Annotated in this window: 20 protein-coding genes and 2 pseudogenes; 12 read left to right on the top strand and 10 right to left on the bottom strand. The window is 44.4% G+C overall.

Translation table 11 applies throughout. From position 1 onward, the window contains the following. Positions 1-28 precede the first annotated feature (28 nt). Complete coding sequence (locus FE392_RS02360) at positions 29-424, bottom strand: RidA family protein (RefSeq protein ID WP_319928622.1); 396 nt, start codon at positions 422-424, stop codon at positions 29-31. A gap of 456 nt (positions 425-880) precedes the next feature. On the opposite strand from FE392_RS02360, the gene FE392_RS02355 reads away from it, so the two are divergent. Together FE392_RS02355 and FE392_RS02350 are read left to right on the top strand one after the other, a co-directional pair. Further along, positions 881-2,101 (top strand): ATP-grasp domain-containing protein, encoded by a 1,221-nt coding sequence (locus FE392_RS02355; protein WP_319928621.1) that lies wholly within the window; start codon positions 881-883, stop codon positions 2,099-2,101. An 11-nt stretch (positions 2,102-2,112) separates the two neighbouring features. Beyond that, positions 2,113-2,958, top strand: coding sequence for a DMT family transporter (locus FE392_RS02350; RefSeq protein ID WP_319928620.1), 846 nt, complete (start codon positions 2,113-2,115; stop codon positions 2,956-2,958). Between the two features lie 337 nt (positions 2,959-3,295). Here the strand turns inward: FE392_RS02350 and FE392_RS02345 are convergent, their stop codons facing one another. Continuing rightward, positions 3,296-3,583, bottom strand: coding sequence for a transposase (locus FE392_RS02345; RefSeq protein WP_319928619.1), 288 nt, complete (start codon positions 3,581-3,583; stop codon positions 3,296-3,298). A gap of 170 nt (positions 3,584-3,753) precedes the next feature. Here FE392_RS02345 and FE392_RS02340 point away from each other — a divergent pair. Together FE392_RS02340 and FE392_RS02335 are read left to right on the top strand one after the other, a co-directional pair. Further along, positions 3,754-4,455: pseudogene (locus FE392_RS02340) on the top strand (IS1 family transposase). A 338-nt stretch (positions 4,456-4,793) separates the two neighbouring features. Continuing rightward, positions 4,794-5,087 (top strand): annotated as a pseudogene (locus tag FE392_RS02335) (YceK/YidQ family lipoprotein); the annotation flags it as partial. Positions 5,088-5,434: 347 nt separating this feature from the next. On the opposite strand, the gene FE392_RS02330 reads toward FE392_RS02335, so the two are convergent. Together FE392_RS02330 and FE392_RS02325 are read right to left on the bottom strand one after the other, a co-directional pair. Next, the gene (locus FE392_RS02330; RefSeq protein ID WP_319928618.1) at positions 5,435-6,196 is read right to left on the bottom strand and encodes a YdcF family protein; all 762 of its coding nucleotides are present in this window, start codon (positions 6,194-6,196) and stop codon (positions 5,435-5,437) included. A gap of 319 nt (positions 6,197-6,515) precedes the next feature. Further along, positions 6,516-7,802, bottom strand: a complete 1,287-nt coding sequence (locus FE392_RS02325) for a YidR family protein (RefSeq protein ID WP_319928617.1) — start codon at positions 7,800-7,802, stop codon at positions 6,516-6,518. Between the two features lie 135 nt (positions 7,803-7,937). Here FE392_RS02325 and FE392_RS02320 point away from each other — a divergent pair, with 135 nt between their 5' ends. Then, positions 7,938-8,555, top strand: a complete 618-nt coding sequence (locus FE392_RS02320; RefSeq protein WP_319928616.1) for a trimeric intracellular cation channel family protein — start codon at positions 7,938-7,940, stop codon at positions 8,553-8,555. Here the strand turns inward: FE392_RS02320 and FE392_RS02315 are convergent. Further along, a complete protein-coding gene (locus tag FE392_RS02315; protein ID WP_319928615.1) occupies positions 8,520-8,705 on the bottom strand; it encodes a hypothetical protein in 186 nt (61 codons plus the stop codon). The genes FE392_RS02320 and FE392_RS02315 overlap by 36 nt on opposite strands. Further along, positions 8,680-10,506, bottom strand: a complete 1,827-nt coding sequence (gene ligB, locus FE392_RS02310; protein ID WP_319928614.1) for an NAD-dependent DNA ligase LigB — start codon at positions 10,504-10,506, stop codon at positions 8,680-8,682. The genes FE392_RS02315 and ligB overlap by 26 nt, the downstream gene beginning before the upstream one ends. 307 nt (positions 10,507-10,813) lie before the next feature. Between ligB and gmk the strand changes: the two genes are divergently transcribed. Genes gmk through recG form a run of 5 tightly spaced genes read left to right on the top strand, consistent with a single transcriptional unit; the run spans position 10,814 to position 16,711 of the window. After that, positions 10,814-11,437 carry a guanylate kinase gene (gmk, locus tag FE392_RS02305; RefSeq protein WP_319928613.1) on the top strand — a complete coding sequence of 208 codons (624 nt, stop codon included), beginning with the start codon at positions 10,814-10,816 and terminating at the stop codon, positions 11,435-11,437. Between the two features lie 54 nt (positions 11,438-11,491). Continuing rightward, positions 11,492-11,767, top strand: coding sequence for a DNA-directed RNA polymerase subunit omega (gene rpoZ, locus FE392_RS02300; protein WP_010848451.1), 276 nt, complete (start codon positions 11,492-11,494; stop codon positions 11,765-11,767). Positions 11,768-11,785: 18 nt separating this feature from the next. Then, complete coding sequence (spoT, locus tag FE392_RS02295) at positions 11,786-13,900, top strand: bifunctional GTP diphosphokinase/guanosine-3',5'-bis pyrophosphate 3'-pyrophosphohydrolase (protein ID WP_319928612.1); 2,115 nt, start codon at positions 11,786-11,788, stop codon at positions 13,898-13,900. A gap of 5 nt (positions 13,901-13,905) precedes the next feature. Continuing rightward, positions 13,906-14,622, top strand: a complete 717-nt coding sequence (gene trmH, locus FE392_RS02290) for a tRNA (guanosine(18)-2'-O)-methyltransferase TrmH (RefSeq protein WP_319928611.1) — start codon at positions 13,906-13,908, stop codon at positions 14,620-14,622. Positions 14,623-14,629: 7 nt separating this feature from the next. Then, complete coding sequence (recG, locus tag FE392_RS02285; RefSeq protein ID WP_319928610.1) at positions 14,630-16,711, top strand: ATP-dependent DNA helicase RecG; 2,082 nt, start codon at positions 14,630-14,632, stop codon at positions 16,709-16,711. Here recG and FE392_RS02280 read toward each other — a convergent pair whose 3' ends face one another. Then, positions 16,712-17,857, bottom strand: a complete 1,146-nt coding sequence (locus tag FE392_RS02280) for an MFS transporter (protein ID WP_319928609.1) — start codon at positions 17,855-17,857, stop codon at positions 16,712-16,714. A gap of 298 nt (positions 17,858-18,155) precedes the next feature. Beyond that, positions 18,156-19,370: a sodium/glutamate symporter gene (gene gltS, locus FE392_RS02275; protein WP_319928608.1), complete on the bottom strand. Its 1,215-nt coding sequence runs from the start codon at positions 19,368-19,370 to the stop codon at positions 18,156-18,158. 243 nt (positions 19,371-19,613) lie between these two features. Here gltS and FE392_RS02270 point away from each other — a divergent pair, with 243 nt between their 5' ends. After that, a complete protein-coding gene (locus tag FE392_RS02270; RefSeq protein ID WP_319928607.1) occupies positions 19,614-20,999 on the top strand; it encodes a nucleobase:cation symporter-2 family protein in 1,386 nt (461 codons plus the stop codon). Positions 21,000-21,203: 204 nt separating this feature from the next. Continuing rightward, on the top strand, positions 21,204-22,988 hold the full coding sequence (locus tag FE392_RS02265; protein WP_319928606.1) for an AsmA family protein: 1,785 nt from the start codon (positions 21,204-21,206) through the stop codon (positions 22,986-22,988). Here the strand turns inward: FE392_RS02265 and fabY are convergent. Together fabY and dtd are read right to left on the bottom strand one after the other, a co-directional pair. Beyond that, on the bottom strand, positions 22,978-23,895 hold the full coding sequence (gene fabY / locus FE392_RS02260) for a fatty acid biosynthesis protein FabY (RefSeq protein WP_319928605.1): 918 nt from the start codon (positions 23,893-23,895) through the stop codon (positions 22,978-22,980). The two genes, FE392_RS02265 and fabY, sit on opposite strands and share 11 nt — an antisense overlap. Before the next feature lie 95 nt (positions 23,896-23,990). Then, the gene (gene dtd / locus FE392_RS02255) at positions 23,991-24,428 is read right to left on the bottom strand and encodes a D-aminoacyl-tRNA deacylase (RefSeq protein WP_319928604.1); all 438 of its coding nucleotides are present in this window, start codon (positions 24,426-24,428) and stop codon (positions 23,991-23,993) included. Positions 24,429-24,487 lie beyond the last annotated feature (59 nt).

The raw sequence follows: 24,487 nt of genomic DNA, 5'->3' as shown, positions 1-24,487 counted from the left end.
AAGCCTCCTTATTTAATACAGAGAGATTTTACTCTTTGGTATCGATGGCTATCGCAGTTATTTCAACTAAGTGTTCCGATAAAACCATCGAATTAGTTGCAATAGTAGTGTTTACAGGATTAATCTCACCAAACTTTTCTTTAAAAGCTCTACAGTAATCATCAAAATGCTTAAAATCTTTAAGATGAGTTATTGTACTTACTACATCAGGAAGTTCACCATTAAGCTCCCTGAGATATTTTTCTATTTTTTCGATAATGTAAATTGTTTGTTCATATGCATCTTTACCCATTACATTACCATCACCATCAGAAGCTACGCATCCGGCGATAAAAATTTGATTACCAACTCGGCGACCCCGTGAATATCCCATTTTGGGTTCCCAAGGGGATGGGCTAAAAACTGTTTTGTTTATCTTAGACATAATAATTTCCTTTCAATATTAAGAGTAAGAAACAGAGCAACCTATCAATTCTATATGACGATTTAAGATAATAATTTAAGATAAAGCGTAACCATATAGAGCAAAAAATGTCACTTTAATCAATTATTTTTATGTAATTAAAAAACATCAACAATTGATAGCATGGCAATTTCATTGCTAATTTTAAGAAAAAAATTATTTTTAATTAACTGTATCTAATACATAAAATGCATATATCATCTTATATCATCACCATAAAAAAAGAAGTGTGACAAAGTTCAATTTTTCATCAACTTCAACATATTTTCATAAAAATTCATCATCAATTGTGAAAAAAAATTCCAAAATATATCTTTATCACGTAGAATTTGTTGTACGCATAGTCATTGATTATAAATCATAGGCTTGCAAACTTTCCTACCTTTTTAAATCAAACCATTAAGGATAAGGGACAAAATGAAAACATTTATTTTTATAGAATCAAAACCAACAGAGGTTTCAGGCATAGATTATATAAGAGAGTTAGGATATTCCCCTATTTTACTTACGGGATTAAAATATTTTAAACCTAATTTTCATCACGAAATTGATCAATCATTATTTGATTTTGTTTACGATATTGATACATGTAACAGTCAGATCATTATTGATTTTTTAAATAAAAAAGAAATTAATGTTGGGGCTGTTCTCGGGTGTTATGATGAGGTAATGATAACAGCTTCTGAAGTAGCGCTTGAATTTAATCTTCCACATCCAAATTTAAAAGGGCTACATAACTCATTCAATAAGAAAAATGTGAGGGATATATTGTCATTAAATGGATTTCCACAACCAAAATATGAGGTTATATCAATAGGAGATTCGCATAAAAAAATCGACACACCGTATCCGTTTGTTCTTAAACCTGTTAGAGATGCGGGTGCAAATCGCGTATTCTTATGTAAGGATGAACAAAGCTATCAAAGAGCAATTTTAGATATTTCAGAATCAGAATCGATTTCATATCTTGGCCGTAAAAATGAAGGCTTCTTAATTGAACAGTTTTTAGAAGGCCATTTTTATGGTGCTGAGTTGGTTTATAATCAAGGTGAATGGCATGTTTTAGGAGTAAATAGGATTTTTGTTTCTCCACATGACAGTTTGTGTATGACAGGAATATCACATCCATCAGATCTCTCAGAAATTCAACTTCAAATTGCTTGCAGTAATGTTCTTATGTGGGTAAATACATTAGGGCTTCAAGGTGGAGCTTTAAATGTTGAATTTATATACACATCAAATGGGCCAGTTCTTGTTGAGATCAATATTAGAATTGCGGGAGCGCGAGCAGTTGAACAAATTTTACTAACTTCAGGTATTTCTGCGGTTAAAACTTTAATCAACTTTGCATGCGGAATTGAAAAAGAAATTGTTGTTGAAAAAGAGCCAACATATAATTTTGTTGCAGATCTTTTCATTTTTCAAAATGAACTTGGCATTGTTGATGATGTCCTATTTAAGGAGAAAAACAATAACTTAATATCTTTCGGATTCAAAAAGGGCATGACTACTTCAAACTCAAAAAATAAGGATTTTGGTAAGATAATTGGATATATTCTTGCGAAGGGCGAAAATTGTGCTGAAGCCATGAGTAACGCAGAAGAAATAAATAAACATCTTGAAATAAAATATAAATAGTTGAGGGAATCATGCCTATTTTCATGGGGTTACTTTCAGCTTTATGCTGGGGAAGTACAGACTTTTTGGCTGGTCATGCAGCAAGAAAACTAGGTGTTGCTAAATCTCTTTTTTATAGTCAATTTTTTGGTTTTGGTCTACTAACTATAATTGTATTTCTATTTTCTGAAGGACTTAATTTCGATGTAGGTATATTGGCTTATATCATATGCACTGCTGCATCTTTGTGTAATTTACTTGCAATGGTATTCCTCTTGAAAGCTTTATCGATAGGAAAATCTTCTATCGTTGCTCCCATTGCTTCACTTTATGGTGCTGTTACAACCATATTATCTCTCCTGAGTGGTAAGCCATTAACTGTTATTGTCATTATCAGTCTTTTTATTTGTGTGGTTGGAGCCTGTTTAACAAGCATACCTAAATCGAGTGACAAAAATAAAGAAACCCTAGAACCTATTTTTTTTGCTTTTTTATCTTCTTTAATGTTTGGCATAGGATTCTGGTTGCAAGGGGAGTATGCGGTTAAAGATTTGGGAGTGTTGAATGCTCTTTGGGTCTATTATTTGACAGCAATAGTAATATTATTTTTGGTTTTACTAAAACATAGCAATCTTTCAGTTCCTCCAATTAAAATCCTCAGCATTGTATTTTCAATTAGTTTTTTCAGCTTAATTGGGTTTGCATCATTAGCTTATGGAGCATCTACCGGTCATGTAGCCATTGTTACAGTGTTAAGTTCATTAGCAAGTGGCGTTACCGCTTTACTCGGTTTTTTCATTCGCGGAGAGCGACTAAGCAGAATACAAATTGCAGGTATAATCACTATAATTTTTGGAGTAATGCTATTAAAAGCATAATGTTATATTTACATAAATGTTTTGTGCGCTCGTTTTAAATTCGGATTATGATTTGCCATAAAGATGTTTTCTGAAAAGAAGTGAACTTCCCCAAGGGAAATGCTTCCCCTGGGGAATGGCAGATTATTGACTAACCTAACCTCATAGACAGGATCTTAATAATTGATTCTTTCAAAACACGCATCCGATACTTTATTTTTACATGATTTTCTTTGTGGTGTTTTGAAAGCGTTCTGGCATAAATATTTTTGTGCTTTTTCCAGCCAAAAATACGTTTTCGACCACGCCTTTTGGAGCAGGCTTTCTATAATTGATTTGAGCCAGATGAATCCCGTGGCTATCGTTTTTTCCTTGTGGTAAATCTGTGCCAATTTGTATGCGATTTTAGCTCTTTGAACAACAGTTCTATTTGCCAGCGGCAGAGATAAATATCCATGATCTCACTGGCGGTAAATCCGTCCGCAGGCAAATTCGTTAGCCAGAGACAGAAGCGATTTTCTTCGGTAATCCAGCGGCGGATAAGACGAAACTCAAAACCATTACGTCGACAAATCAGATCCAGCACTTCTGAGCGGTTGGTTCTGCGTGTGATAAATTTCAACGGGTTATCAAACAATTTGGGCAATCATTTTCCCTGCTCATTGCGGGTTGTTATTATATGAGGATTGAGCGATTTGCTTCCCTGGACAATAAATGAACCGCCTGAAAAGGAGACTCGCTTAAAATACTCAAAATCGGACTGAGTTCCCAACACGTTGATTTATATGCATAATAACCATTTGTTGGGGAAATAAAATGCCGACGGTTGAAGTAAAATACCGATTTTGTCAGCAAGTTGAATACGTCAAAAACACGGCAAAGACGAGGCTGGCCATCAACGCTATATCTCCTCCTGTATATAAACGAATCTTTTAGATCGATTACGCTTATCGCGCATCAAAACCGGTATAAAAGAGCAGGTCGTTGACCTTGCTATGAACAATGCCGGTATCCGTGATACTGCTCGTGCATTGCATATCAGTATTAATTCTGTTGTTCGCGTTTTAAAAAACTTAAACCGCGATGCGTAATGACACTTTCCTTAGATAAGGCCAACATTCAGCTCGTTTGTGAAGTTGATGAAGTTGATGAAGTTTGGTCATTCGCCTGCAATAAAAATACCGGCGCTGGTTATGGTATGCTTAGGAGCCTCGTCTGAAGCGTATCATTGCTCATACGTTTGGGGCGAAAAACAAAAAAACACTCAAAAAACTGCTTAAAAAGCTCGCCTCGTTTAATATTACTTTCTGGCATACAGATAATTTCAAGGCGTACAATCTACTACCTAAAAGCCAGCATCTTGTTGAAAACAATTTCACTCAACGTATTGAGTGGGAGAATTTAACATTGCACAACCGATTTAAACGGCTCAATAGAAAGACGTTGGGTTATTCTAAATCGCCGGAAATTCATGATAAAGTCATCGGTACTGTCATTGAACGTGAATATTATATTTAATATGCATCAACGGGTTGAATACATGACCGACCCAAAACTCGGTCATTAGACAAACGCAAAAAAATAAAAAATATTTTATTATCAACTTATTAAATAAAATTCCATTTCCAAGACTCTCCCCAAATGAAACCTAGAAACAGAATTAGCATTTCCATCACAAAAAATTATTAAATTTAGCGATAAGTGCTATAGCCAACCGAGTACTACCTGACTATAGTAAATAGTATTAATGAATGAACAGTATTGAAGGTTATTTTCACGCGTTGAGAACAGTAGCATTTAAGAGCAATTAAAGTTTCTGGACACTGGCAAATTAATTCATTGAGATCATGGAAATGATGAAAAACCGTAAAATACTTCTATTGTTATGTTCCACACTGGGATGGTTACTCGTTACAGGTTGCTCCAGTATCATGACACACAGTGGCCCCCATCAAGGTTATTATTCCGGTGCAAAAGCCAATATTAAAATGATAAAAGACGAAAAAACCGGGTGGGTTATGAAGCCCCTGCTTGCGGCTGACCTCCCTTTTTCTGCGCTTTTAGATACGCTTTTACTTCCCTATGATTACGCCCGCTCTGATCAGGACAACGCGAAAGGATCTCCAAAGCATCGGATTGAACAGCTAGAGAAAAATAAGTCATCATACCCAACGGATTTCGAGTTGCATCGCAGCGACAAGGGAATGACAAATTCGTCAGAAACGAATTTTCCCAACCAACGGCTGACCAAAGGTCGAGAGGCAGGAGCCTCTTAATAATCCCCGAAAACATAGATAACTATGTGACCGGAGTGAATGAGTGCGGCCAACAAAGAGGCAACTTGAAGGGGCTTTGCGCCCAATTCAGCGAAAAGTTCCATTTTTTCAGCGATCCCGGCTGCATAGCTGCAGCGGCCCGACTACATCGGCCAAGAACCGCATTCGCTGAGAAGGCGGCAGGAATACGCCGGAGCACTCAAGGCGTTGCTGCTCTCGCGCTATGCATCGCCCGGATGTTGCCTCATGGGATTCCAACCTAGCGCGTTGTACACATAGTAACGGGCGATGCCGACATATTCATGCAACGCAAAATCCGCGACGGCGAAATTGTACGACAGCGGTAGCGGAGACAGCACGGCGCGCAGATAGTCCGCACGCACCGGTAACGCGGCAACCCCGAAATGCGCGAAGTACAACACACTGCGTCGTAGATGGATGCCCGACGAAACCAGCAGCACGCGATCGGGGTTGTAGCGCCGCAGCACGGAGCTCGTGAATTGCGCGTTCTGCCAGGTATTCATGCTGTTGGATTCGAGAAACACATCGGCTGCGTCGATACCGAGTTTGAGCAGGGAACTTCGGTAGACCGTCGCTTCTGGCGAGCCGGTGTGATTCGCGTCACCGCCACTAACGATGATCTTACAATCCGCTTTGGTCTTTCGACAGTCGTTATAAAGTTCTGCCGCCTCGACGATGCGCGCATATGAGAACGTTCCCGGCTCGACTGAATTGGTGCGTGCGATTTTTTCGGTGCCGGCGCCCAGCAGAACAATCGCATTGCGTTTGCTCCATGCAATTGTTGGTTTCACGTCATAGGCAGATTGTAGGTTGCTCAGCAGCCATGCCGGAATGGGGCCACAGCCGATCGCCAGAAACAGGATGATCAATATAGCGTAGAGCGTTCTACTTGTGCGACGCCACTTGAATGCTGCACAACTAGCGGCGAGCACAATTATTACGATAAGCATCGTGAGCGTCATTCGAATAGCCTCCGATAAAAAGTAATCGCCAAAAGCAGGTCAGTCGGGATTGCCATTCACCATTGCCGCGCTCGGGCTAGCATATGTCGCATTGCGTTCCCTTGAAAAGCGAAGGTTATATAAACCCATATGGGTATTGCCATTCGCCCACGATGCCCATTAAAGCGGTTTTATTTCAGGTACAACTATACCCAATGGATTTCAAGTTGCATCGCGGCGGCAAGGGAATTCGTCCCCGAAAACATAGATAACCGTAAGTTTATAAAGACGGTGAATGAGTGCAACCAACAAAAAGGCAACTTGAAAGACGACGTGTATATCAAATCCCTGTTTCAGCAACAAATATTTGCCGATATCCGTCAATATCACGCATAAAGGCAACATAACGATCATCCGGTGATATTACTACTGCATCAGCACAGGGCGCTTCATCGGTGCGTTCTGTTAAACGCCGCATGTTTCCATTTTCACTATCGTAAAGCACGATACTGTTGTCACAGACACAAGCAATAAACTGGCCACGGCTATCCCAATTAAAAGCAGACTGTATATCGTCCATGCTATGGGTTATTTGCTTGGGGGCACCGCCAGTTGGAGAAATGTACCATAATTGGACGATTCCTTTTTCGTCTCTCATCAAAAAACAAATTTTGCTGCCATCCGGCGAAGACCTCAACCAGTGCCGAGGAACATTCAACACTCCCGGCCAGCGCCTATTATGCGTAAAAGTCAAACGCCTCTGTTTCACTCCTAAAGGAGGGGCAGGTAATGTTGTTTCAGTACCTGCCAAGGGCTGACGGCCTGCAATGGCATAATCTTCGTCATTATCCGGCAAATCCACGAGATAGATTTCCGGAACTTTTTCACCATTTTCAGCACGAGTATCACCAATAAAGGCCAATGCCCAACGCTGCCATTGACCATTTTCTTTGAGATATCCCTGTTGCCCAACCCATCCTTCTTCATAAGCTCGATTAATATCATCACTTCCGGGACGTGGGTTTGCTGTGGTTTCGCTGACAACAACTGAAAAATGGCTGCCGTCATACTCCCGTGGATGTTGTTTCGCTGAAGTCACCGCCCGCATCGGAACAGCCACGGCGACATTGCGCAAATCAAGGGCAGGATCTAACTCATGCATCACATGATCGTTGTAAGTAAAACTTAAGCGACTGCCATCAGGGCTGAAAACATGAACATGTGTACCGCCACGCAATGCACCTGCGGTATAAGGAGGCGTAATATCCATGGCATCAATGTTAATCGCTACATTTGGCTGGGTATCAGAAACAATGACCCCACGGCGATGATGAAAATCATACTGCCATTGGTCGTCTGGATTTTCCGGGCCATGAATAAACGCATAACTCACCGGCTCTTTGGGGCTGGCAGTTACAACACCGACATGGGCACCCTCTTTGGCCTGATAGATAATTCCAATTTGTCCATTTTCGACATGAATTTTTTCTATCGTTAACCCTGTAAAAAAGGCCCCACTGGGACGAACATCGTATACTATCCACTGGCTATCCGGCGTCCAGATATTTATATTAGTTATCTGATGGCTACGGCTATCGAATGTAATTTGGCGTTCCTTGGAGACCATTTTCCTACCTTTTTTCGCGAGGTTTCGGATAATAAAAACTAATTTTATCGAGAGTTAACTAAAAAATTTCAGTCGAGGCGTTATTATTTCGACAGTACTCTTTACTTATACGTTATATTCCATTTGAACAAATTTATGCTACTCAGTGTCCTCTATATCATCGGTATTACGGCTGAAGCCATGACAGGTGCATTAGCCGCAGGGCGTCGAAAAATGGATGTGTTCGGCGTTATTATCATTGCTTCCGTGACAGCCATTGGGGGTGGCACCGTCCGTGACATAATTCTAGGTCACTACCCGCTAGGCTGGGTAAAAAACCCAGAATACATTGTGACCGTTGCCTGTGCTGCTGTGATCACCATCTGGGTTGCACCCATGATGAAACATTTACGTCGTCTCTTTCTTATCCTTGATGCAATTGGCTTAATTGTGTTCTCCATTATTGGTGCACAAATTGCGTTGGATATGCACTACAGCCCGATTATCGCAGCAATTGCTGCCGTAATTACTGGCGTTTTTGGCGGAGTACTACGCGATATGTTTTGTAATACCATCCCTCTGGTATTCCAAAAAGAGATTTATGCTGGCGTCTCTTTTGCTGCTGCCTGGCTTTATATCGCTTTATTACATACTCCATTGCATCCAAATAGTGTGATCTTAATTACACTTGTTGCAGGGCTAACCGCCCGTTTGATTGCAATCCGTTATCGTCTTGGTTTACCCATCTTCAATTATGATGGAACAGATCATTAACCAACACGCTTCTTTGGGGCAGTTTTCTCTGCCCTTTTCCCTATTTCCTGCTTCATTTCCATCGCCTTTATCCATCCCTGACGATTCCATATTGTTACCTTTCATATGGCTATCTTTGATATGGCTATTTTCCCCTGTTGTTTTCTTCATTCCCCGTTTCATGCTTCCCACTCCACGGCATTTCCTTAATGTCGTGTAACGCCAGTTTTTGAATCACGGCCTTAATTTCTGGATGCTGTAAAAACGCTGAAATTTTTTCTGCCTGTTTTACCGTCAGGAAGTTCGTTATCGCCTTATTTGATAACTGCTCATGCCAGCTTATATCGCCCGCCAGCCGATTGGCATAAGGCATTCCTATCGCTTCACGCCACAATGGAAATGGGCGTAGCTTTGCCTGCTGGAATTGGGAAAATATGGATTCTGCACGTTTGGTCCCAATATTGGGTACTTTCTCAAGTTGCCCCTTATTCAACGCCAACCAATCCGTTAAATTCGCTACCAACCCATGCTTTACCAGCATCGACCATGTTCCTTGTCCAATGCCTTTCATTTTTAATTTTACGCCGAGCCATGTTAAACGGGCGATAAATTGTTGTTCACAATACTGCCCACCCTTCTCCCCTTCATTAGAGCCATCGGCATAATCGGCATAATCGGCATAATCGGCATAATGTCTGAATGTAAGGCAACTGAGAAAATGGTACTCCCGCTCATCTGGTGGCTGAATATCAGCGCGTTCAGAAATACGCCATACAACCTTATCGAGCTTGGGTATACCATGCCCCGCCAACGCGACGGTCACTTTATCACCCGGATAAACATGCCACTGTTTCCAACGCCTGACAGAGCCTATATTGACGCGGCTGACCAACCGATCGTCCAACTTCACTTTTTCTAGTTCCAATACCGTAGATACCTTCCCTGTCCGGCCTATTGTGAAATTAACATCTTTGATGCTTGTGACCTGCTGCTGTAAGGGATATTTCCACGCAACAGCCCAACTGTTCGATCCTGCTTGCCACTGCTGGCCTGTAGGTTCAACTTCTTGACGCAGAACCACACCATCCGTCGCGAAAGGTAAAGGTTGGGTAAAATATTCTTTCCATTTCTTTTCAGCTTCTTCCACTGTGGCTATTGAATGACTGTATTGCTGAGTGACAGGGAACCCCATTGATGCCAACTGCTTCAATTTGGCTCCCATTGGGTGTGGTCCATCAGGCCAGGCCCAGATAAAGAGACCTATATGCTTAAGTTCCGAAGTGGGTGTTTTGCGCATCATTAAACCCGCAACTTTGCTGCGTGAACCCTGACTCCCCATGACGGATTGCCGATGGCTTTCCTGCTGCCAGAAAAGCTCTCCCTGCAATACCAAACGCCCCGCCGCATTATCTATCTGATCAGGGATGCTGGTGATAAACCGGCTTTTATCTGTCCAATCATTCCCTTCTATCCCATTGCCACGGCTGATAAGCTGTTTTAACTGGCCTTTTTCATACACTAAAGTCACAGCAACACCATCAACCTTTGGTTGCAGCCAAACGTCTTTCCTCCCTTGTAGCCATTGATTTACCTCCTGCACGGTTTTCAGCTTATTTAAGCCTGTATGACGGACGGGATGAGCCTGTTTTTTCCCTTGTGGTGCAGGCAACACCGGCATATCAGCTATCTTTTCTTCCAAAAAATTCGTGCGGCCTGATTTCTGTTGAGCACAACGTTGCCAAAACCCCAAGGTCTCCAGTAGTTGGTCATAGATTTCATCATCTATTTCACTAATGCCTTGTTGGCGATAAAGATGTTCCCACTTATTTACCTGTAGTGTCAGTTGATTAATTTCATGCTGAAATTTTTCCGGAGGCCATTCAGGGCAACTAACTTCGTTTGCCACTGCCATTGGCGTGCCGAATAGCAACATCCATGCTGTGATTAAAAAAATGATGAAAGAATTAAGCATCCTTGCTCCATAGGCTCCTAAAAACACGAGCAGAGAATAGAAAACCCGATGATTTTTACCAAGATGCAAAAGGTAGGTTTGCGAAGCGTTTCGAAAAATAAATGACTGTTTTCTGCAACCATCTATTTTTCCTGAAATTGTTTCGCAAAATTAAGCAGTAACGCCGATTTGTTAAGAAAAAATTTTGTTGAAATCTCCATTGGCATGTATTGTAACGCTGCATGGATTTACGTATCCGTGTATACTATGTGGGATTTTATATTCCTGCGCTTGCATTTATTTATACCCAATCAGTCAAGAAATCATCATGAACCAAGGAACGTTATATATTGTTTCTGCACCGAGTGGAGCAGGCAAATCAAGCCTTATTCAGGCTTTATTGAAAACTCAGCCTTTGTATGACACTCAGGTTTCTGTTTCACATACAACACGCCAAGCGCGTCCGGGCGAAAATCATGGTGAACATTACTTTTTCGTCACTGTTGATGAATTCCAAACTATGATCAGTAATGATGAATTTTTGGAATATGCCTGTGTTTTTGGTAATTATTACGGTACTTCCCGTAAAGTTATCGAAGATACCCTTGCCAGTGGTGTTGATGTTTTTCTTGATATTGACTGGCAAGGTGCACAGCAAATCCGCCAGAAAATGCCGGCGGCCCGCAGCATTTTCATTCTTCCACCGTCTCAGGAAGAGTTGCTCCGCCGCCTGCGTGGGCGAGGTCAGGACAGCGAAGAAATTATTGCCTCTCGCATGGCTCAGGCTGTTGCAGAGATGGTACATTACAACGAATATGATTACGTTATCATCAACGATGATTTCAATACGGCACTGGCCGATTTACAATCCATTATTCGTTCAGAGCGTCTACGATTAGATCGCCAAACTCAGCGGCATGACGCCTTAATCAGCAAATTATTGGCAGACTGAACCAAGTTTCAGTATCATGCCCAGTCATTTATTTATCTGTGGAGTAGCACACATATGGCACGCGTAACTGTTCAAGACGCAGTAGAGAAAATTGGTAACCGTTTTGACCTAGTGTTGGTCGCTGCTCGCCGAGCACGCCAATTGCAATCAGGTGGTAAAGATCCTCTCGTTCCTGAAGAAAACGATAAGATGACTGTTATTGCTCTGCGTGAAATCGAGCAAGGCCTCATTAACAATAAGATTCTGGATGTTCGTGAGCGTCAGGAACAGCAAGAACAAGAAGCCGCGGAAATCAAAGCCGTTTCTGTTATCGCTGAAGGTCGTCGTTAATTTTACGGTAGGTCTGCCTTGTACCTGTTTGAAAGCCTTAATCAGCTTGTTCTGAAATATTTGCCTGAAGATCAAATCGATCTACTTAAGCAGGCCTATGTGGTTGCGCGGGATGCCCACGAAGGGCAGACTCGCTCCAGTGGTGAGCCATATATTACTCATCCTGTTGCTGTTTCCTGCATTTTGGCGGAGATGCGCCTTGATCATGAAACACTTATGGCGGCTCTTCTGCATGATGTCATTGAAGATACCCCAGCCACATTTCAGGATATAGAGCAGTTATTTGGCACGGCCGTTGCCGGTTTGGTGGAAGGCGTATCCAAACTGGATAAGCTGAACTTTCGTGATAAGAAAGAAGCACAAGCCGAGAACTTCCGTAAAATGATCATGGCAATGGTGCAGGATATCCGCGTCATTTTGATCAAACTGGCAGACCGTACACACAATATGCGAACCCTTGGCTCTCTGCGCCCAGATAAACGGCGGCGCATTGCCAGGGAAACGCTGGAAATTTATAGCCCTCTGGCTCATCGTTTGGGTATCCATCACCTGAAAACAGAGCTGGAAGAGCTTGGTTTTGAAGCCCTGTATCCCAATCGTTACCGGGTAATTAAAGAGGTTGTCAAAGCCGCCCGCGGCAATCGCAAAGAGATGATTCAGAAAATTCTGTCTGAAATTGAAGGCAGGTTAACAGATGCTGGCATCAAATGTATCGTCAGCGGTCGCGAAAAACATCTCTACTCCATTTATCGCAAAATGCATCTAAAAGAACAGCGTTTCCATTCCATCATGGATATTTACGCTTTTCGGGTCATCGTCAATAATCTTGATACCTGCTATCGCGTACTGGGGCAAATGCACAGTTTATACAAACCGCGTCCGGGTAGAGTAAAAGATTATATTGCCATTCCCAAGGCCAATGGCTACCAATCTCTGCATACTTCTCTTATCGGCCCACATGGCGTGCCAGTTGAGGTGCAAATCCGTACTGAAGATATGGACCAGATGGCAGAGATGGGTGTTGCTGCTCACTGGGCCTATAAAGAGCAAGGGGAATCGGGCACAACTGCGCAAGTTCGTGCTCAACGCTGGATGCAGAGTTTGCTGGAACTTCAGCAAAGTGCCGGAAGTTCTTTTGAATTTATTGAAAGCGTGAAATCTGATTTATTTCCCGATGAGATTTACGTTTTTACCCCCGAAGGCCGCATTGTCGAATTACCGGCGGGTGCCACTCCTGTTGACTTTGCCTATGCTGTTCATACAGATATCGGCCATGCTTGTGTCGGCGCCCGTGTTGATCGCCTGCCTTACCCTCTCTCACAGACACTCAGCAGCGGGCAGACCGTTGAAATCATCACAGCACCGGGGGCAAGGCCCAATGCGGCATGGCTAAACTTTGTCGTCAGTTCTAAGGCTCGGGCTAAGATCCGTCAGTTACTGAAAAACCTGAAACGGGATGATTCAATTGGGCTGGGTCGCCGTCTGCTCAATCATGCTTTGGGTAACGGCACTAAGATTGCCGATATTCCGCAGGAAAACATCGACAAAGAGCTTGCGAGAATGAAACTCGCGACATTGGATGATTTACTGACGGAAATCGGGCTGGGTAACGCGATGAGTGTCGTCGTCGCCCGCAATTTATTACTTGGCGCAACAGAGAAAGTCCCGAGCAATAACGGGAATTCATCCCGTAAGTTGCCAATCAAGGGCGCTGACGGCATTTTGATTACCTTTGCCAAATGTTGCCGCCCAATTCCCGGTGATCCCATTATTGCCCATATCAGCCCGGGGAAAGGTCTGGTTATTCACCACGAATCTTGCCGGAATATCCGTGGATACCAGAAAGAACCGGAAAAATTCATGCCTGTCGAGTGGGATAAAGATATCAATAGTGACTTTATTGCCGAAATTAAAGTCGATATGTTTAACCATCAGGGCGCACTGGCCAATCTGACTGCTGCCATTAACGATGCCAACTCCAGCATTCAAAGCATGAATACGGAGGAAAAAGATGGCCGCGTCTACTGTGCTTTCATCAGGCTAACAACCAAAGACCGTATCCAGTTGGCAAATATCATGCGTAAAATACGTGTTATGCCAGACGTGATGCGAGTTAGCCGTAATCGAAACTAGAGGTTATGAATCCTAAACGTTACGCCCGGATATGCCAGATGATGGCAATGCGTCAACCTGACCTGACGATTTGTTTAGAAGAAGTCCATAAACCTCATAACATATCCGCTGTTATTCGTACGGCGGATGCTGTTGGTATCCACCGAATCCACGCTATCTGGCCCACAGAACAGTTAAGAACCCAGCTCTCCTCCGCAGCAGGCAGTAATAGCTGGGTTCAGGTGGAAAAGCACACCACGATTGAGCATGCCGTCCGGCAATTTAGAGCCGATGGCATGCAAGTACTGGCAACCCATCTTTCTGATAAAGCCGTCGATTTCCGTCAAATTGATTACACTAAACCTACCTGCATCATTATGGGCCAGGAAAAGAAAGGCATTTCAAAGCAAGCCATCGCCTTGGCAGATCATGACATCATTATTCCGATGGCAGGTATGGTGCAATCTTTGAATGTTTCAGTCGCATCTGCGCTTATCCTCTATGAAGCACAACGCCAGCGCCAATTGGCTGGCATGTACCAGCGGGAAGAGAGTACCTTGCCAGAAGAAGAGCAACAAAAATTGCTTTTTGAAGGGGGATACCCGGTATTGGCTGCCGTTTCGCGCCGTAAGGGATTGGAACAGCCATTGATTGATAAACAAGGGCAAATCATCGCAAGTGAAGCATGGTGGGCAGAAATGCAGGCAACGACTGCACCATCAAAATCACACCAACGGAGATAGGTATTCCATGAAAGGCCAATTGCTTGATGCCATTCCTTTAACCACGCTGCGTGGTGTTGGAGCCAGTCAGGCGACTAAACTTGTCAAATTAGGGTTGGTCAATCTCCAGGATTTGCTTTTGCATTTGCCTTTACGCTACGAAGATCAAACCCGCCTGTATACAATCAATGAATTGCTGCCCGGAATTTATGCCACAGTAACCGGTGAAATATTACGTACCAATGTGGTTTTTGGGCGGCGGCGTATCATGACCTGCCAAATCAGCGATGGGACTGGCGTTTTAACCCTGCGTTTTTTCAATTTCACTGCGGCCATGAAAAACAACTTGGCTGAAGGAAGACACATTGTTGCCTACGGTGAAATTCGTCGTGGCAATCAAGGGCCGGAGATAATTCATCCCGAATATAAAGTTCAGCAACACGCTGACAACATTCAATTGCAAGAGACGCTAACGCCCATCTATCCCACAACCGAAGGTGTGCGTCAGGCAACGCTGCGAAAATTAATCGAACAAGCATTGGAAATATTGGATACCTGTGCCATCAATGAATTACTGCCGGAAGAATTCAGTCGGAAGATGGTCAGCTTGCCCAATGCACTGCATACATTGCACCATCCCCCGCCAGATATTTCCCTGACTGATTTGGAAAATGGCCGACACCCAGCCCAAAAAAGATTAATCCTGGAAGAGTTGCTGGCACACCATTTAAGTATGCTGGCGGTGAGGGCTGGAGCCCAGCGTTTTCATGCTCAGCCCCTTCTGGCGGATGATTCACTAAAACAACAACTTTTGCGTCAACTGCCATTTTCCCCTACCAACGCACAGGCTCGTGTTGTTGCAGAAATAGAGCATGATCTAGAGAAAAATGTCCCTATGATGCGGCTGATACAAGGTGATGTCGGCTCGGGGAAAACACTGGTTGCCGCATTAGCCGCTATCCGTGCCATTGCCCACGGCAAACAAGTGGCATTAATGGCACCTACCGAACTGCTGGCAGAGCAGCACGCCAATACTTTCCGCCAATGGCTTGACCCCCTTGGCATTCAGGTTGGTTGGCTGGCAGGCAAACAGAAAGGCAAGGCTCGGCAGGCACAGCAAGACGCGATAGCGAGCGGTCAGGTAAGCATGGTTGTCGGTACTCATGCCATGTTTCAGGAACAGGTAAAATTTGCAGGTCTTGCATTGGTTATCATCGATGAACAGCATCGTTTCGGTGTCCACCAGCGCCTTGCATTATGGGAAAAAGGCCGGGAACAAGGCTTTCATCCCCATCAATTGATCATGACGGCAACCCCAATCCCACGCACATTGGCAATGACGGCTTATGCTGATCTGGATACCTCCATCATTGATGAATTACCTCCCGGCCGGACACCCGTCACAACCGTTGCTATCCCTGATACACGCCGTAATGACATTATCCAGCGCATTAAGAGTGCCTGTCTGGATGAAGGGCGTCAGGCTTATTGGGTATGTACTCTGATAGAAGATTCTGAAGTACTGGAGGCACAGGCAGCCCAAGCAACCAGTGAAGAGCTGACCCTCGCATTGCCTGAGCTGAAAATTGGTTTAGTTCATGGAAGGATGAAACCGGCTGAAAAACAAGCCATCATGGAGGCTTTCAAGCAAGGGGAGTTGCAGCTATTAGTCGCTACTACCGTCATTGAAGTGGGGGTTGATGTGCCCAATGCCAGCCTGATGATCATCGATAACCCCGAACGCCTCGGATTGGCCCAATTGCACCAGCTTCGCGGGCGTGTCGGGCGTGGTGCCGTAGCCTCCCATTGCGTCCTGTTATATAAAACACCATTAACCAATACGGCCAAATTGCGTTTGCAAGTTTTGCGGGACAGCAACGATGGTTTCGTTATCGCCCAAAAAGATCTGGAAATCCGTGGGCCGGGAGAGTTGTTGGGTACTCGTCAAACCGGTAATGCCGAATTCAGGATAGCGGATTTATTGCGTGACCAAAGTATGTTGCCCGAAGTCCAACGCATCGCCCGCTATATCCACCAGCACTATCCTGAACATGCCAAGGCACTGATTGAGCGCTGGCTGCCGGATCGTTCTCAATACAGTCACGCTTAATCAGGGTTTGAGAAAATTTTTACGCCACAACCAAGCTGTAGCCAAGGTAATGATTATTTGGGTTATCGAAAATATCATCATTGCCGGCAGTAAACCGAACTGATCAGCTAAAGCGCCACTCGCAATCACGGGAAGAGAGAACCCGATATAAGCATAAATAAACAGGCCTGCAGTTGCTCTGGCTCGATTATCCGGCGCTTTTGAAGAGAACTCGAATAACGCGGCAAGATAGGTGAAACCATAGCTGGAAGCACTGGTAATCGCTGTTCCTACCAATATTAGGGTGATTGATTGAACCCATAGGCCGGCAAGGAGCACAAGAAAGCCCAACGGGGTTAACAATAATCCTAAAGAAAGTGCTTTTTGATTTGCCATTCGGCGTGCAATGGGCTGACAGAGAAAACCGATAAAGAGCGCCAAGAAAATCACAAACCCTGTCCAACCATCCAGACCTTGAGCTTTCAGCCCCAACGGTACGACCGCAATTATCATTCCCGTTGTTGACCACGCCAAAGCCATAGCGATTCCAAATACCCATACTTTCTCAGGAAAGACCGGGAATCGGAGGAGTGATACACGCTGGGGAACATCAAGGCGCGGCATTTTCAGCCCGATAAAGGCAAGAACCGGCGCGATGACAAACAGGGCAATAAAGCTGGCTGGCATGAGGGTTGGGCCTTGTAACCCAAGGCTTAAACTTGTCGCCAAAGCCCCTCCGCCGAAACCCAGTGAGGTGGATGATGTGACTATCAAGGTAGCACGCCGGATATGATTGGCTCCCATGATTTCGGTCATGTAGGCTGTCCCGGCAGTTGTGACTAATCCTACTCCAATGCCAAGCAACACCCGTGCGACAAAAAGGCTTTCCCAATTGGGAAACAAAACCAAAAGCACCGTCGCTGCTGCTGCAAGCAATAAAGCTATTGTAATGGGCAAGCGGCGGCCAATTCTATCCGATAGCCCTCCCAACAAGAGAAGTGTTGGCATCAACCCTGCCACATAAGCAGCGAAAGCAATAGTCACCTCCGTTGCCCCAACATCGCTTTGGGCAGCATAAACACTATATAAAGGCGTTTGAAGGTTAACAGCAAAAGTCGCCGTAAATAAGGCCAAGGTGAGGATCGTGATAGAAAGGTTTTTTGACATAGCTATTATTATCCTTGATAGTGACATTTCATTTTATATAGCTTTTGTCTATAGAATGAAACTGATTATTTTGCGAATTTCGAAATATCATTAATTATATTTTTTACCGAATAAATAATTTATTACCTCCATAAATTGCCTTTATCAATAATTAAGCCTTGTTATTTTTCAACTTATTTAAATATAAAATAATTTATTTTAATCCTTGCCATTGAGTGCCAACCAACAAGCAAAAAAATGCCGTTGAGAAACTCAACGGCATATATCGCCAGAATATCAGGCAAGTTAAAAAATTAATTTAACCTGCTATAGTTGGAAATATTGGCAACAACAAATACAATTTGATAATGGCTGCGTTCACGATATCAATAAAGAACGCACCGACCATTGGCACAAGTAAAAATGCCACATGCGAAGGCCCGAAACGATCCGTGATTGCCTGCATATTTGCAATAGCGGTTGGTGTTGCACCCAAGCCAAAACCACAGTGTCCTGCCGACAGTACTGCCGCATCAAAATTCTTTCCCATCACCCGATAAGTGACAAAAATAGCGTACAGAGCCATAACCACAGCCTGTACAGAGAGGATGATCAACATAGGTAATGCAAGGGAAGCCAGTTGCCATAATTTCAGGCTCATCAGCGCCATGGCAAGGAACAGCGACAAACTGACGTTACCCAATACGGAAACCGCTCGGTCAAATACTCGGTAAAAACCAAGCATGGATAAGCCATTACTGAGTATTACGCCGATAAACAGCACGCACACAAAAGTGGGTAATTCAAAAGGAGTGCCTTTTAATACGTTCTGAATATAATTGCCCGCCAGCAGGCAGACTGAGATCATGGCGATGGTTTCCAGCATAACCAGTGGGGTAATCATCCTGCCCGTATACGGTTTCTCAAATGCTGTCGGGATTTCTGTGTCATCTGTGTTCAAACCCGGGGTTTTGGTGTTTTTCACCAAAAAACGCGCTACCGGGCCACCGATCAGACCGCCCAAGACCAAACCAAATGTCGCACAGGCCATCGCAACTTCTGTCGCACTCTCAAAGCCATAACGTTCGGTAAAAATTTGCCCCCATGCGGCGCCAGTACCATGCCCGCCTGAAAGCGTAACAGTACCAGCCAGCAGTCCCATCAATGGGTCGAGGCCCAACATTTTCGCCAAGGCAAGACCCACGGTATTTTGCACAAACAGCAAGCCAACAACGACGAAAATAAAGATAATGAGTGATCTTCCGCCCGCTTTCAGGCTGGCAAGGTTAGCATTCAAGCCGATGGCGGCAAAGAAAGTTAGCATGAGGGGATCTTTGAGAGACATATCAAAAGAGACCTCCCAACCCGTCAACTGTTTCACTATCAGCAAAGTGAAAGCTGCCAATAATCCGCCGGCAACTGGCTCGGGGATTGTATATTTCTCGAGAAATGGAACTGTTTGTACGAGTTTTCTTCCTAGTAGCAAAACAAGAGTGGCAGCAACGAGCGTGCCATAAATATCCAGATGATACATTTATGTACCTCTTCCATTGTTAATATTATGTTAATTTAATGTGACGTTATAATCATCCTATAAAAACGCCAAGAGCAGGTAGGGATTGGATTAGAAAGAAAATTATTAATAAACACAAGTTAAAACATTTAAAAATGTGACGGAATTAAGTCGTTTTTTATAATGAAAATTAAACGCAAACGATTGCTTTACTGATATAGATCATTTAAATTGCGTTTTTTTGTTAATCGGGAATTTCACAATATGCTCAATTCCGTTCGTGAGTCCAATTCATCAGAAGTTTCCAAAAAATCAGACACTGAACTGCTCTATCGCCTCGAAGATAAGCCTCCGCTTCCCCACGCCTTATTCGCTGCATGCCAGCATTTACTGGCAATGTTCGTTGCGGTTATTACGCCGGCAATGTTAATTTGCCAGGCGCTTGGGCTTCCAGAACAAGATACACAACGCATTATCAGCATGTCTTTGTTTGCCTCAGGTCTGGCATCGCTTATCCAAATTCGCTCGTTGGGGCCAATTGGTTCTGGCCTGCTTTCCATTCAAGGAACCAGTTTTAACTTTGTTGCACCGCTGATTATGGGTGGGCTGGCGCTAAAGAATGGTGGTGCAGATATTCCAACCATGATGGCTGCGTTATTCGGTACGCTGATGATCGCCTCAACAACTGAAATTGTGCTTTCCCGCATGTTGCATCTGGCAAGGCGAGTCATTACGCCTCTGGTATCCGGCATCGTGGTAATGATTATCGGCCTGTCACTGATACAGGTCGGGTTGACCTCCATTGGCGGAGGTTACTCTGCAATTCAGCAAGGCACCTTTGGTGCTCCGAAAAATTTGCTGCTGGCAGGTGTCGTTCTCGCAGTTATCATCCTGCTGAATCGCCAAAAGAACGCTTACCTGCGGGTTGCCTCTCTGGTCATTGCCATGACGACAGGTTATCTGGTGGCCTGGTATATGGGCATGCTTCCCCAAACCATGCCAAAAGAAGATGCCCCTGTTATCTCCATTCCTTCTCCGTTCTATTACGGGCTCTCTTTTGACTGGAATCTGTTGATCCCTCTCATTTTGATTTTTATGGTGACATCGCTGGAAACTATCGGTGATATCACGGCAACTTCAGATGTTTCCGAGCAGCCTGTCAGCGGCCCGCTATATATGAAGCGTATCAAAGGCGGTGTGCTGGCAAATGGTCTTAATTCTATGGTTTCTGCGGTATTCAATACTTTTCCAAACTCTTGCTTTGGCCAGAACAATGGCGTTATCCAACTGACTGGCGTTGCCAGCCGCCATGTCGGTTATCTCATTGCCTCCATGTTGGTTTTACTGGGGTTATTCCCTGCCGTAGCCGGTTTTGTACAGCATATTCCTGAACCGGTCTTGGGAGGAGCCACAATTGTGATGTTTGGTACCATTGCGGCTTCTGGCGTCAGAATCGTATCCCGCGAGCCACTCAATCGCCGTGCAATTATGATCATCGCTCTATCATTGGCAGTTGGTTTGGGTGTTTCTCAACAACCACTGATCTTGCAATTTTCCCCTGATTGGGTGAAGAATTTACTCTCTTCGGGAATTGCCGCCGGTGGCCTGACTGCCATTCTGCTTAACCTGATTTTTCCGCCAGAAAAATAATCAACCAGCTGAATATTTTTATTACTCCCGCCCTTCAGCGGGAGTTTTATTTTATGCATTCATATTTTTGCGCAGCCATTCGCATTATCTAAACTAACATCACCTAAAAGGGACTAATTCTTATTTTTGACACTGCCATCTATTGAGTACATATTCTTTTTGCGGCATAAAAGGGCTTCTTTCTGGGGGAATCGAGGTGAGATCATGAAGTGGTTAGGAAGGCTTTTTATCACTCTTTTATTGTTATTGATCCTGACAATCATCGTCTTCTATGTTGCTATTCAGACGCATTGGGGGGCGAAACAATTAAGTCAATGGCTCAACCGGCAAGGACATTATCAGGTCAGTATTGAAACTATCAGCCATCACTGGCAGTCTCCCTTCACCCTGACATTGAGCCATGTGGACATTCGCGATAAACAAAGCCCTTCTTCACTGAGTGCCAACCACATTAACATCGATTTCAAATGGCAAGATTTGTTCACTCCCCAGCGCTTCCAGCGTTTCACTTTGCAGCAAGGGACTCTCACGTTATCTGGCAATCAATTTCCTCTCGTTTTAAAAGCTGATGTTTTACAACTGAATCAAATGAATATTCAGGTCAAGACTCCCAAGACAGACATTAAAGGGGAAAATATCACCGGAGGGATCGCCCCTTGGTTTCCAACGGCAGAGAAACCGTTTGGCCACGGCCAATATCAGTTCAGCGCCAACTCAATTCAATGGAATGGCATTCCTGTTGAAAATATCGTTGTACAGGGCCGTTACCAGAATAACACCCTGAATATTGATTCGTTTGGCGCAACATTTTTGCAGGGCGCCATTTCTGGAGACGGTCAGCAATCCCCCGATGGCAGTTGGCACTGGAATAATCTTCTGGTTAGCGATATCCGCTGGCAGTCTCCCGACACTCTGGAGGCATTGAAAGAGAAAATCAGCCACCTTCCGGCCACTTACATCAAAGATCTCAATATCACCAATGCCAAATTGCAGGGAAAAGGCTGGTCTGTTGATTATCTGGACAGCACGATTAAAAACTTGGGGCTGGTCGATGGCAGTTGGCAGGCTGAGGATGGATTGATCGATTTTAATGCCATGAACATCACCTTCAATGATGCACAGTTCAGCGATACGCTTGGGAAACTGCGTTTTTCTGGCTCCCTGTTCACCATTGCCAATCTGACAACTCATTATCAAAAAGGACTGTTCAATATCCAATCTCAGTGGGATCGTAAAAATCGGCAATTGACTCTCAAAAACAGTTCCATATCAGGGCTGCTCTATAGTTTGCCATCAAACTGGCTCAACTATTTTAAATCGCCCGCCCCTAAGTGGATATCCGGTTTAACGCTAGATGACATCACTATCAATAACACGTTGCTGATTGATACCAATCCCCATTTTCCGCTCCAGTTCACCACCCTCGCAGGTCATGTGGAAAAGATGGAGATTTTGAAAGAGGGCAAATGGGGGCTGTGGAATGGTCAGGCATCTCTACAAGCTGCCGGAGCAACATTCAACAAAATTGAAATTATCCGGCCTTATCTGCAATTACATGCCGCCAATGAAAAAATCACCATTGATAAATTGAATGCCTTTACCCATGATGGATTACTGCAAATTACCGCTACGGCGGAGCAACGCCCTCCCCAAACACCTTTTAGCCTTAGTTTCAAAGGGATGAATGCCAATTTGAATATTCTCCCTCAATGGGGCTGGGTTCCACTGCACATTCAAGGGGAAGGGAATTTCTCACTCGCTATCAGCGGCGACCTCTCCGCTGATAATATTAAGGAAACCATTACGGGTACTCTGGCTGCCGAAGATAAGGCATCAAACAAAGAACTACAGTCTATTGAACAAGGTATGATCTCAACAAACCGCTGTTCTCCGGCAGCCCGCTCATCCGAGGATACCAATGAGGCAGAGCACTCAGCAGTAGACAAGCAGGCTGTAAAGGATCAGGGCTGCACAAGCATCAAGCTGTAACAAAACGTTCGGGCGGCAGAACAATGTAGGTGCCGGTGAATACACTACCGACACCCTGTTCGCCGCTCAAGGACACTTCCAGTTTTACGCGTGCTTTATTGCCTCGGGCAAGGCGGGCCAAATCACCGCTCATGTTATTGAAATCAGCCGTTGCACTGGGGCGCCCTGTAATGGGCTGCCGATAACGAATATTGGCATCAACCAGAATAATATCGCCTCCTAATTGTCGCTCCTGCAACAATAGCCAAATCAGCCCCCAAGCCGTCAACGTAGCCTGGGAAAACAGACTGCCCGCGAAAATAGTATGGTGTGGATTCTGATTCCCGGCTTCTGGCATGGTGGTGATAAACCGCTGACCAGTATATTGCGTGATCCGCAGCCCCATCTTTTCGCTCAACGGAATATGTTTGTGCCAGGCTTGCTGCAACTCAGCGCACCAATCCGGGCGATGCAGGATATCGTCAAGGGTCATGATGGGTTTGATCATCAAGAAATGGTTAATTGGTGTGGCCTTGGCACCATTGATCAACCCACGGTTTTGAAAGCCCAGCTTGCCAAAGAAATCAACCGCGTCTTCCCGCGCGCTGCAAACAACCCGTTTCACCCCCTCCTGCCGGGCAACAGATTCCAGAGCCATCGCAATCAGAGTGCCCAATCCCTTGCGTTGCACATTAGGGTGAACCGCCAGAAAACGGATAGCCCCTTCGCTATCCGCATTGATATATAAGCGACCAACAGCAAGCGGATTACCATGTTCATCCACCACCATTTGATGATGAGCCATCGAGTCGTAGCCATCTTTCTCTGAACCAATGGGCTGATGGAGTGGCTTACGCAGCATTTCCCAACGAAATTGGTAATAGGTTTCCAACTCTTGTTCTGTTTGAGGTACTCTCAGGTGGTACATAGAAACAGCCCCTTCTCTTGTGTGTTGTCGTGTGTAGTTAAGGGAACGCTCAGCACAAGATGGGTTACTTTATTTCGTTATGCTTGTAACCGGCGTTATACTTGCAACCAGAAAGTCACAGGTCCGTCATTGGTTAAACTGACTTGCATGTCTGCTGCGAATTTCCCCATTTCTGTTTTTACACCAGTTAGACGGCACTGTTCAACAAAATAGCGATAAAGTTCATCTGCTTTTTGCGGTTCTGCCCCGCCGGAAAAACTGGGCCTTAAGCCTTTCTGAGTATCCGCAGCCAATGTAAATTGGGATACGACCAGCAAGCTTCCATTCGCTTGTTGAACATTTAAATTCATTTTCCCCTGTTCATCGCTGAATACCCGGTATTTCATTACTTTTTCGCATAATCGCTGTGCTTTTTGTGGGTCATCCTCTTTTTCGACCCCCAATAACACCAGTAATCCTTGTCCAATTTCTCCGATAATTTCATCTTCAACAACAACTTTTGCCTGTGTTACACGCTGTATTAATGCGATCATTCTTCTTACCTGTGATCCTTGCCCTGTTCGGGCAAGGTAAAATGGAGAAAAGCATTTCC

The sequence above is a fragment of the Xenorhabdus santafensis genome (assembly GCF_033949405.1).
GTDB classification, from domain to species: domain Bacteria; phylum Pseudomonadota; class Gammaproteobacteria; order Enterobacterales; family Enterobacteriaceae; genus Xenorhabdus; species Xenorhabdus santafensis.
Note: the sequence above shows the minus strand (reverse complement) of the source record. Positions and strands in the feature narration are given on the sequence as shown.

What these genes read in the sequence shown, in the direction of transcription:
- FE392_RS02360 (WP_319928622.1), bottom strand. Translation starts at nt 424, where the DNA reads ATGTCTAAGATAAACAAAACAGTTTTTAGCCCATCCCCTTGGGAACCC.
- FE392_RS02355 (WP_319928621.1), top strand. Translation starts at nt 881, where the DNA reads ATGAAAACATTTATTTTTATAGAATCAAAACCAACAGAGGTTTCAGGC.
- FE392_RS02350 (WP_319928620.1), top strand. Translation starts at nt 2,113, where the DNA reads ATGCCTATTTTCATGGGGTTACTTTCAGCTTTATGCTGGGGAAGTACA.
- FE392_RS02330 (WP_319928618.1), bottom strand. Translation starts at nt 6,196, where the DNA reads ATGACGCTCACGATGCTTATCGTAATAATTGTGCTCGCCGCTAGTTGT.
- FE392_RS02325 (WP_319928617.1), bottom strand. Translation starts at nt 7,802, where the DNA reads ATGGTCTCCAAGGAACGCCAAATTACATTCGATAGCCGTAGCCATCAG.
- FE392_RS02320 (WP_319928616.1), top strand. Translation starts at nt 7,938, where the DNA reads ATGCTACTCAGTGTCCTCTATATCATCGGTATTACGGCTGAAGCCATG.
- FE392_RS02315 (WP_319928615.1), bottom strand. Translation starts at nt 8,705, where the DNA reads ATGAAGAAAACAACAGGGGAAAATAGCCATATCAAAGATAGCCATATG.
- ligB (WP_319928614.1), bottom strand. Translation starts at nt 10,506, where the DNA reads ATGCTTAATTCTTTCATCATTTTTTTAATCACAGCATGGATGTTGCTA.
- gmk (WP_319928613.1), top strand. Translation starts at nt 10,814, where the DNA reads ATGAACCAAGGAACGTTATATATTGTTTCTGCACCGAGTGGAGCAGGC.
- rpoZ (WP_010848451.1), top strand. Translation starts at nt 11,492, where the DNA reads ATGGCACGCGTAACTGTTCAAGACGCAGTAGAGAAAATTGGTAACCGT.
- trmH (WP_319928611.1), top strand. Translation starts at nt 13,906, where the DNA reads ATGAATCCTAAACGTTACGCCCGGATATGCCAGATGATGGCAATGCGT.
- recG (WP_319928610.1), top strand. Translation starts at nt 14,630, where the DNA reads ATGAAAGGCCAATTGCTTGATGCCATTCCTTTAACCACGCTGCGTGGT.
- FE392_RS02280 (WP_319928609.1), bottom strand. Translation starts at nt 17,857, where the DNA reads ATGTCAAAAAACCTTTCTATCACGATCCTCACCTTGGCCTTATTTACG.
- gltS (WP_319928608.1), bottom strand. Translation starts at nt 19,370, where the DNA reads ATGTATCATCTGGATATTTATGGCACGCTCGTTGCTGCCACTCTTGTT.
- FE392_RS02270 (WP_319928607.1), top strand. Translation starts at nt 19,614, where the DNA reads ATGCTCAATTCCGTTCGTGAGTCCAATTCATCAGAAGTTTCCAAAAAA.
- FE392_RS02265 (WP_319928606.1), top strand. Translation starts at nt 21,204, where the DNA reads ATGAAGTGGTTAGGAAGGCTTTTTATCACTCTTTTATTGTTATTGATC.
- fabY (WP_319928605.1), bottom strand. Translation starts at nt 23,895, where the DNA reads ATGTACCACCTGAGAGTACCTCAAACAGAACAAGAGTTGGAAACCTAT.
- dtd (WP_319928604.1), bottom strand. Translation starts at nt 24,428, where the DNA reads ATGATCGCATTAATACAGCGTGTAACACAGGCAAAAGTTGTTGTTGAA.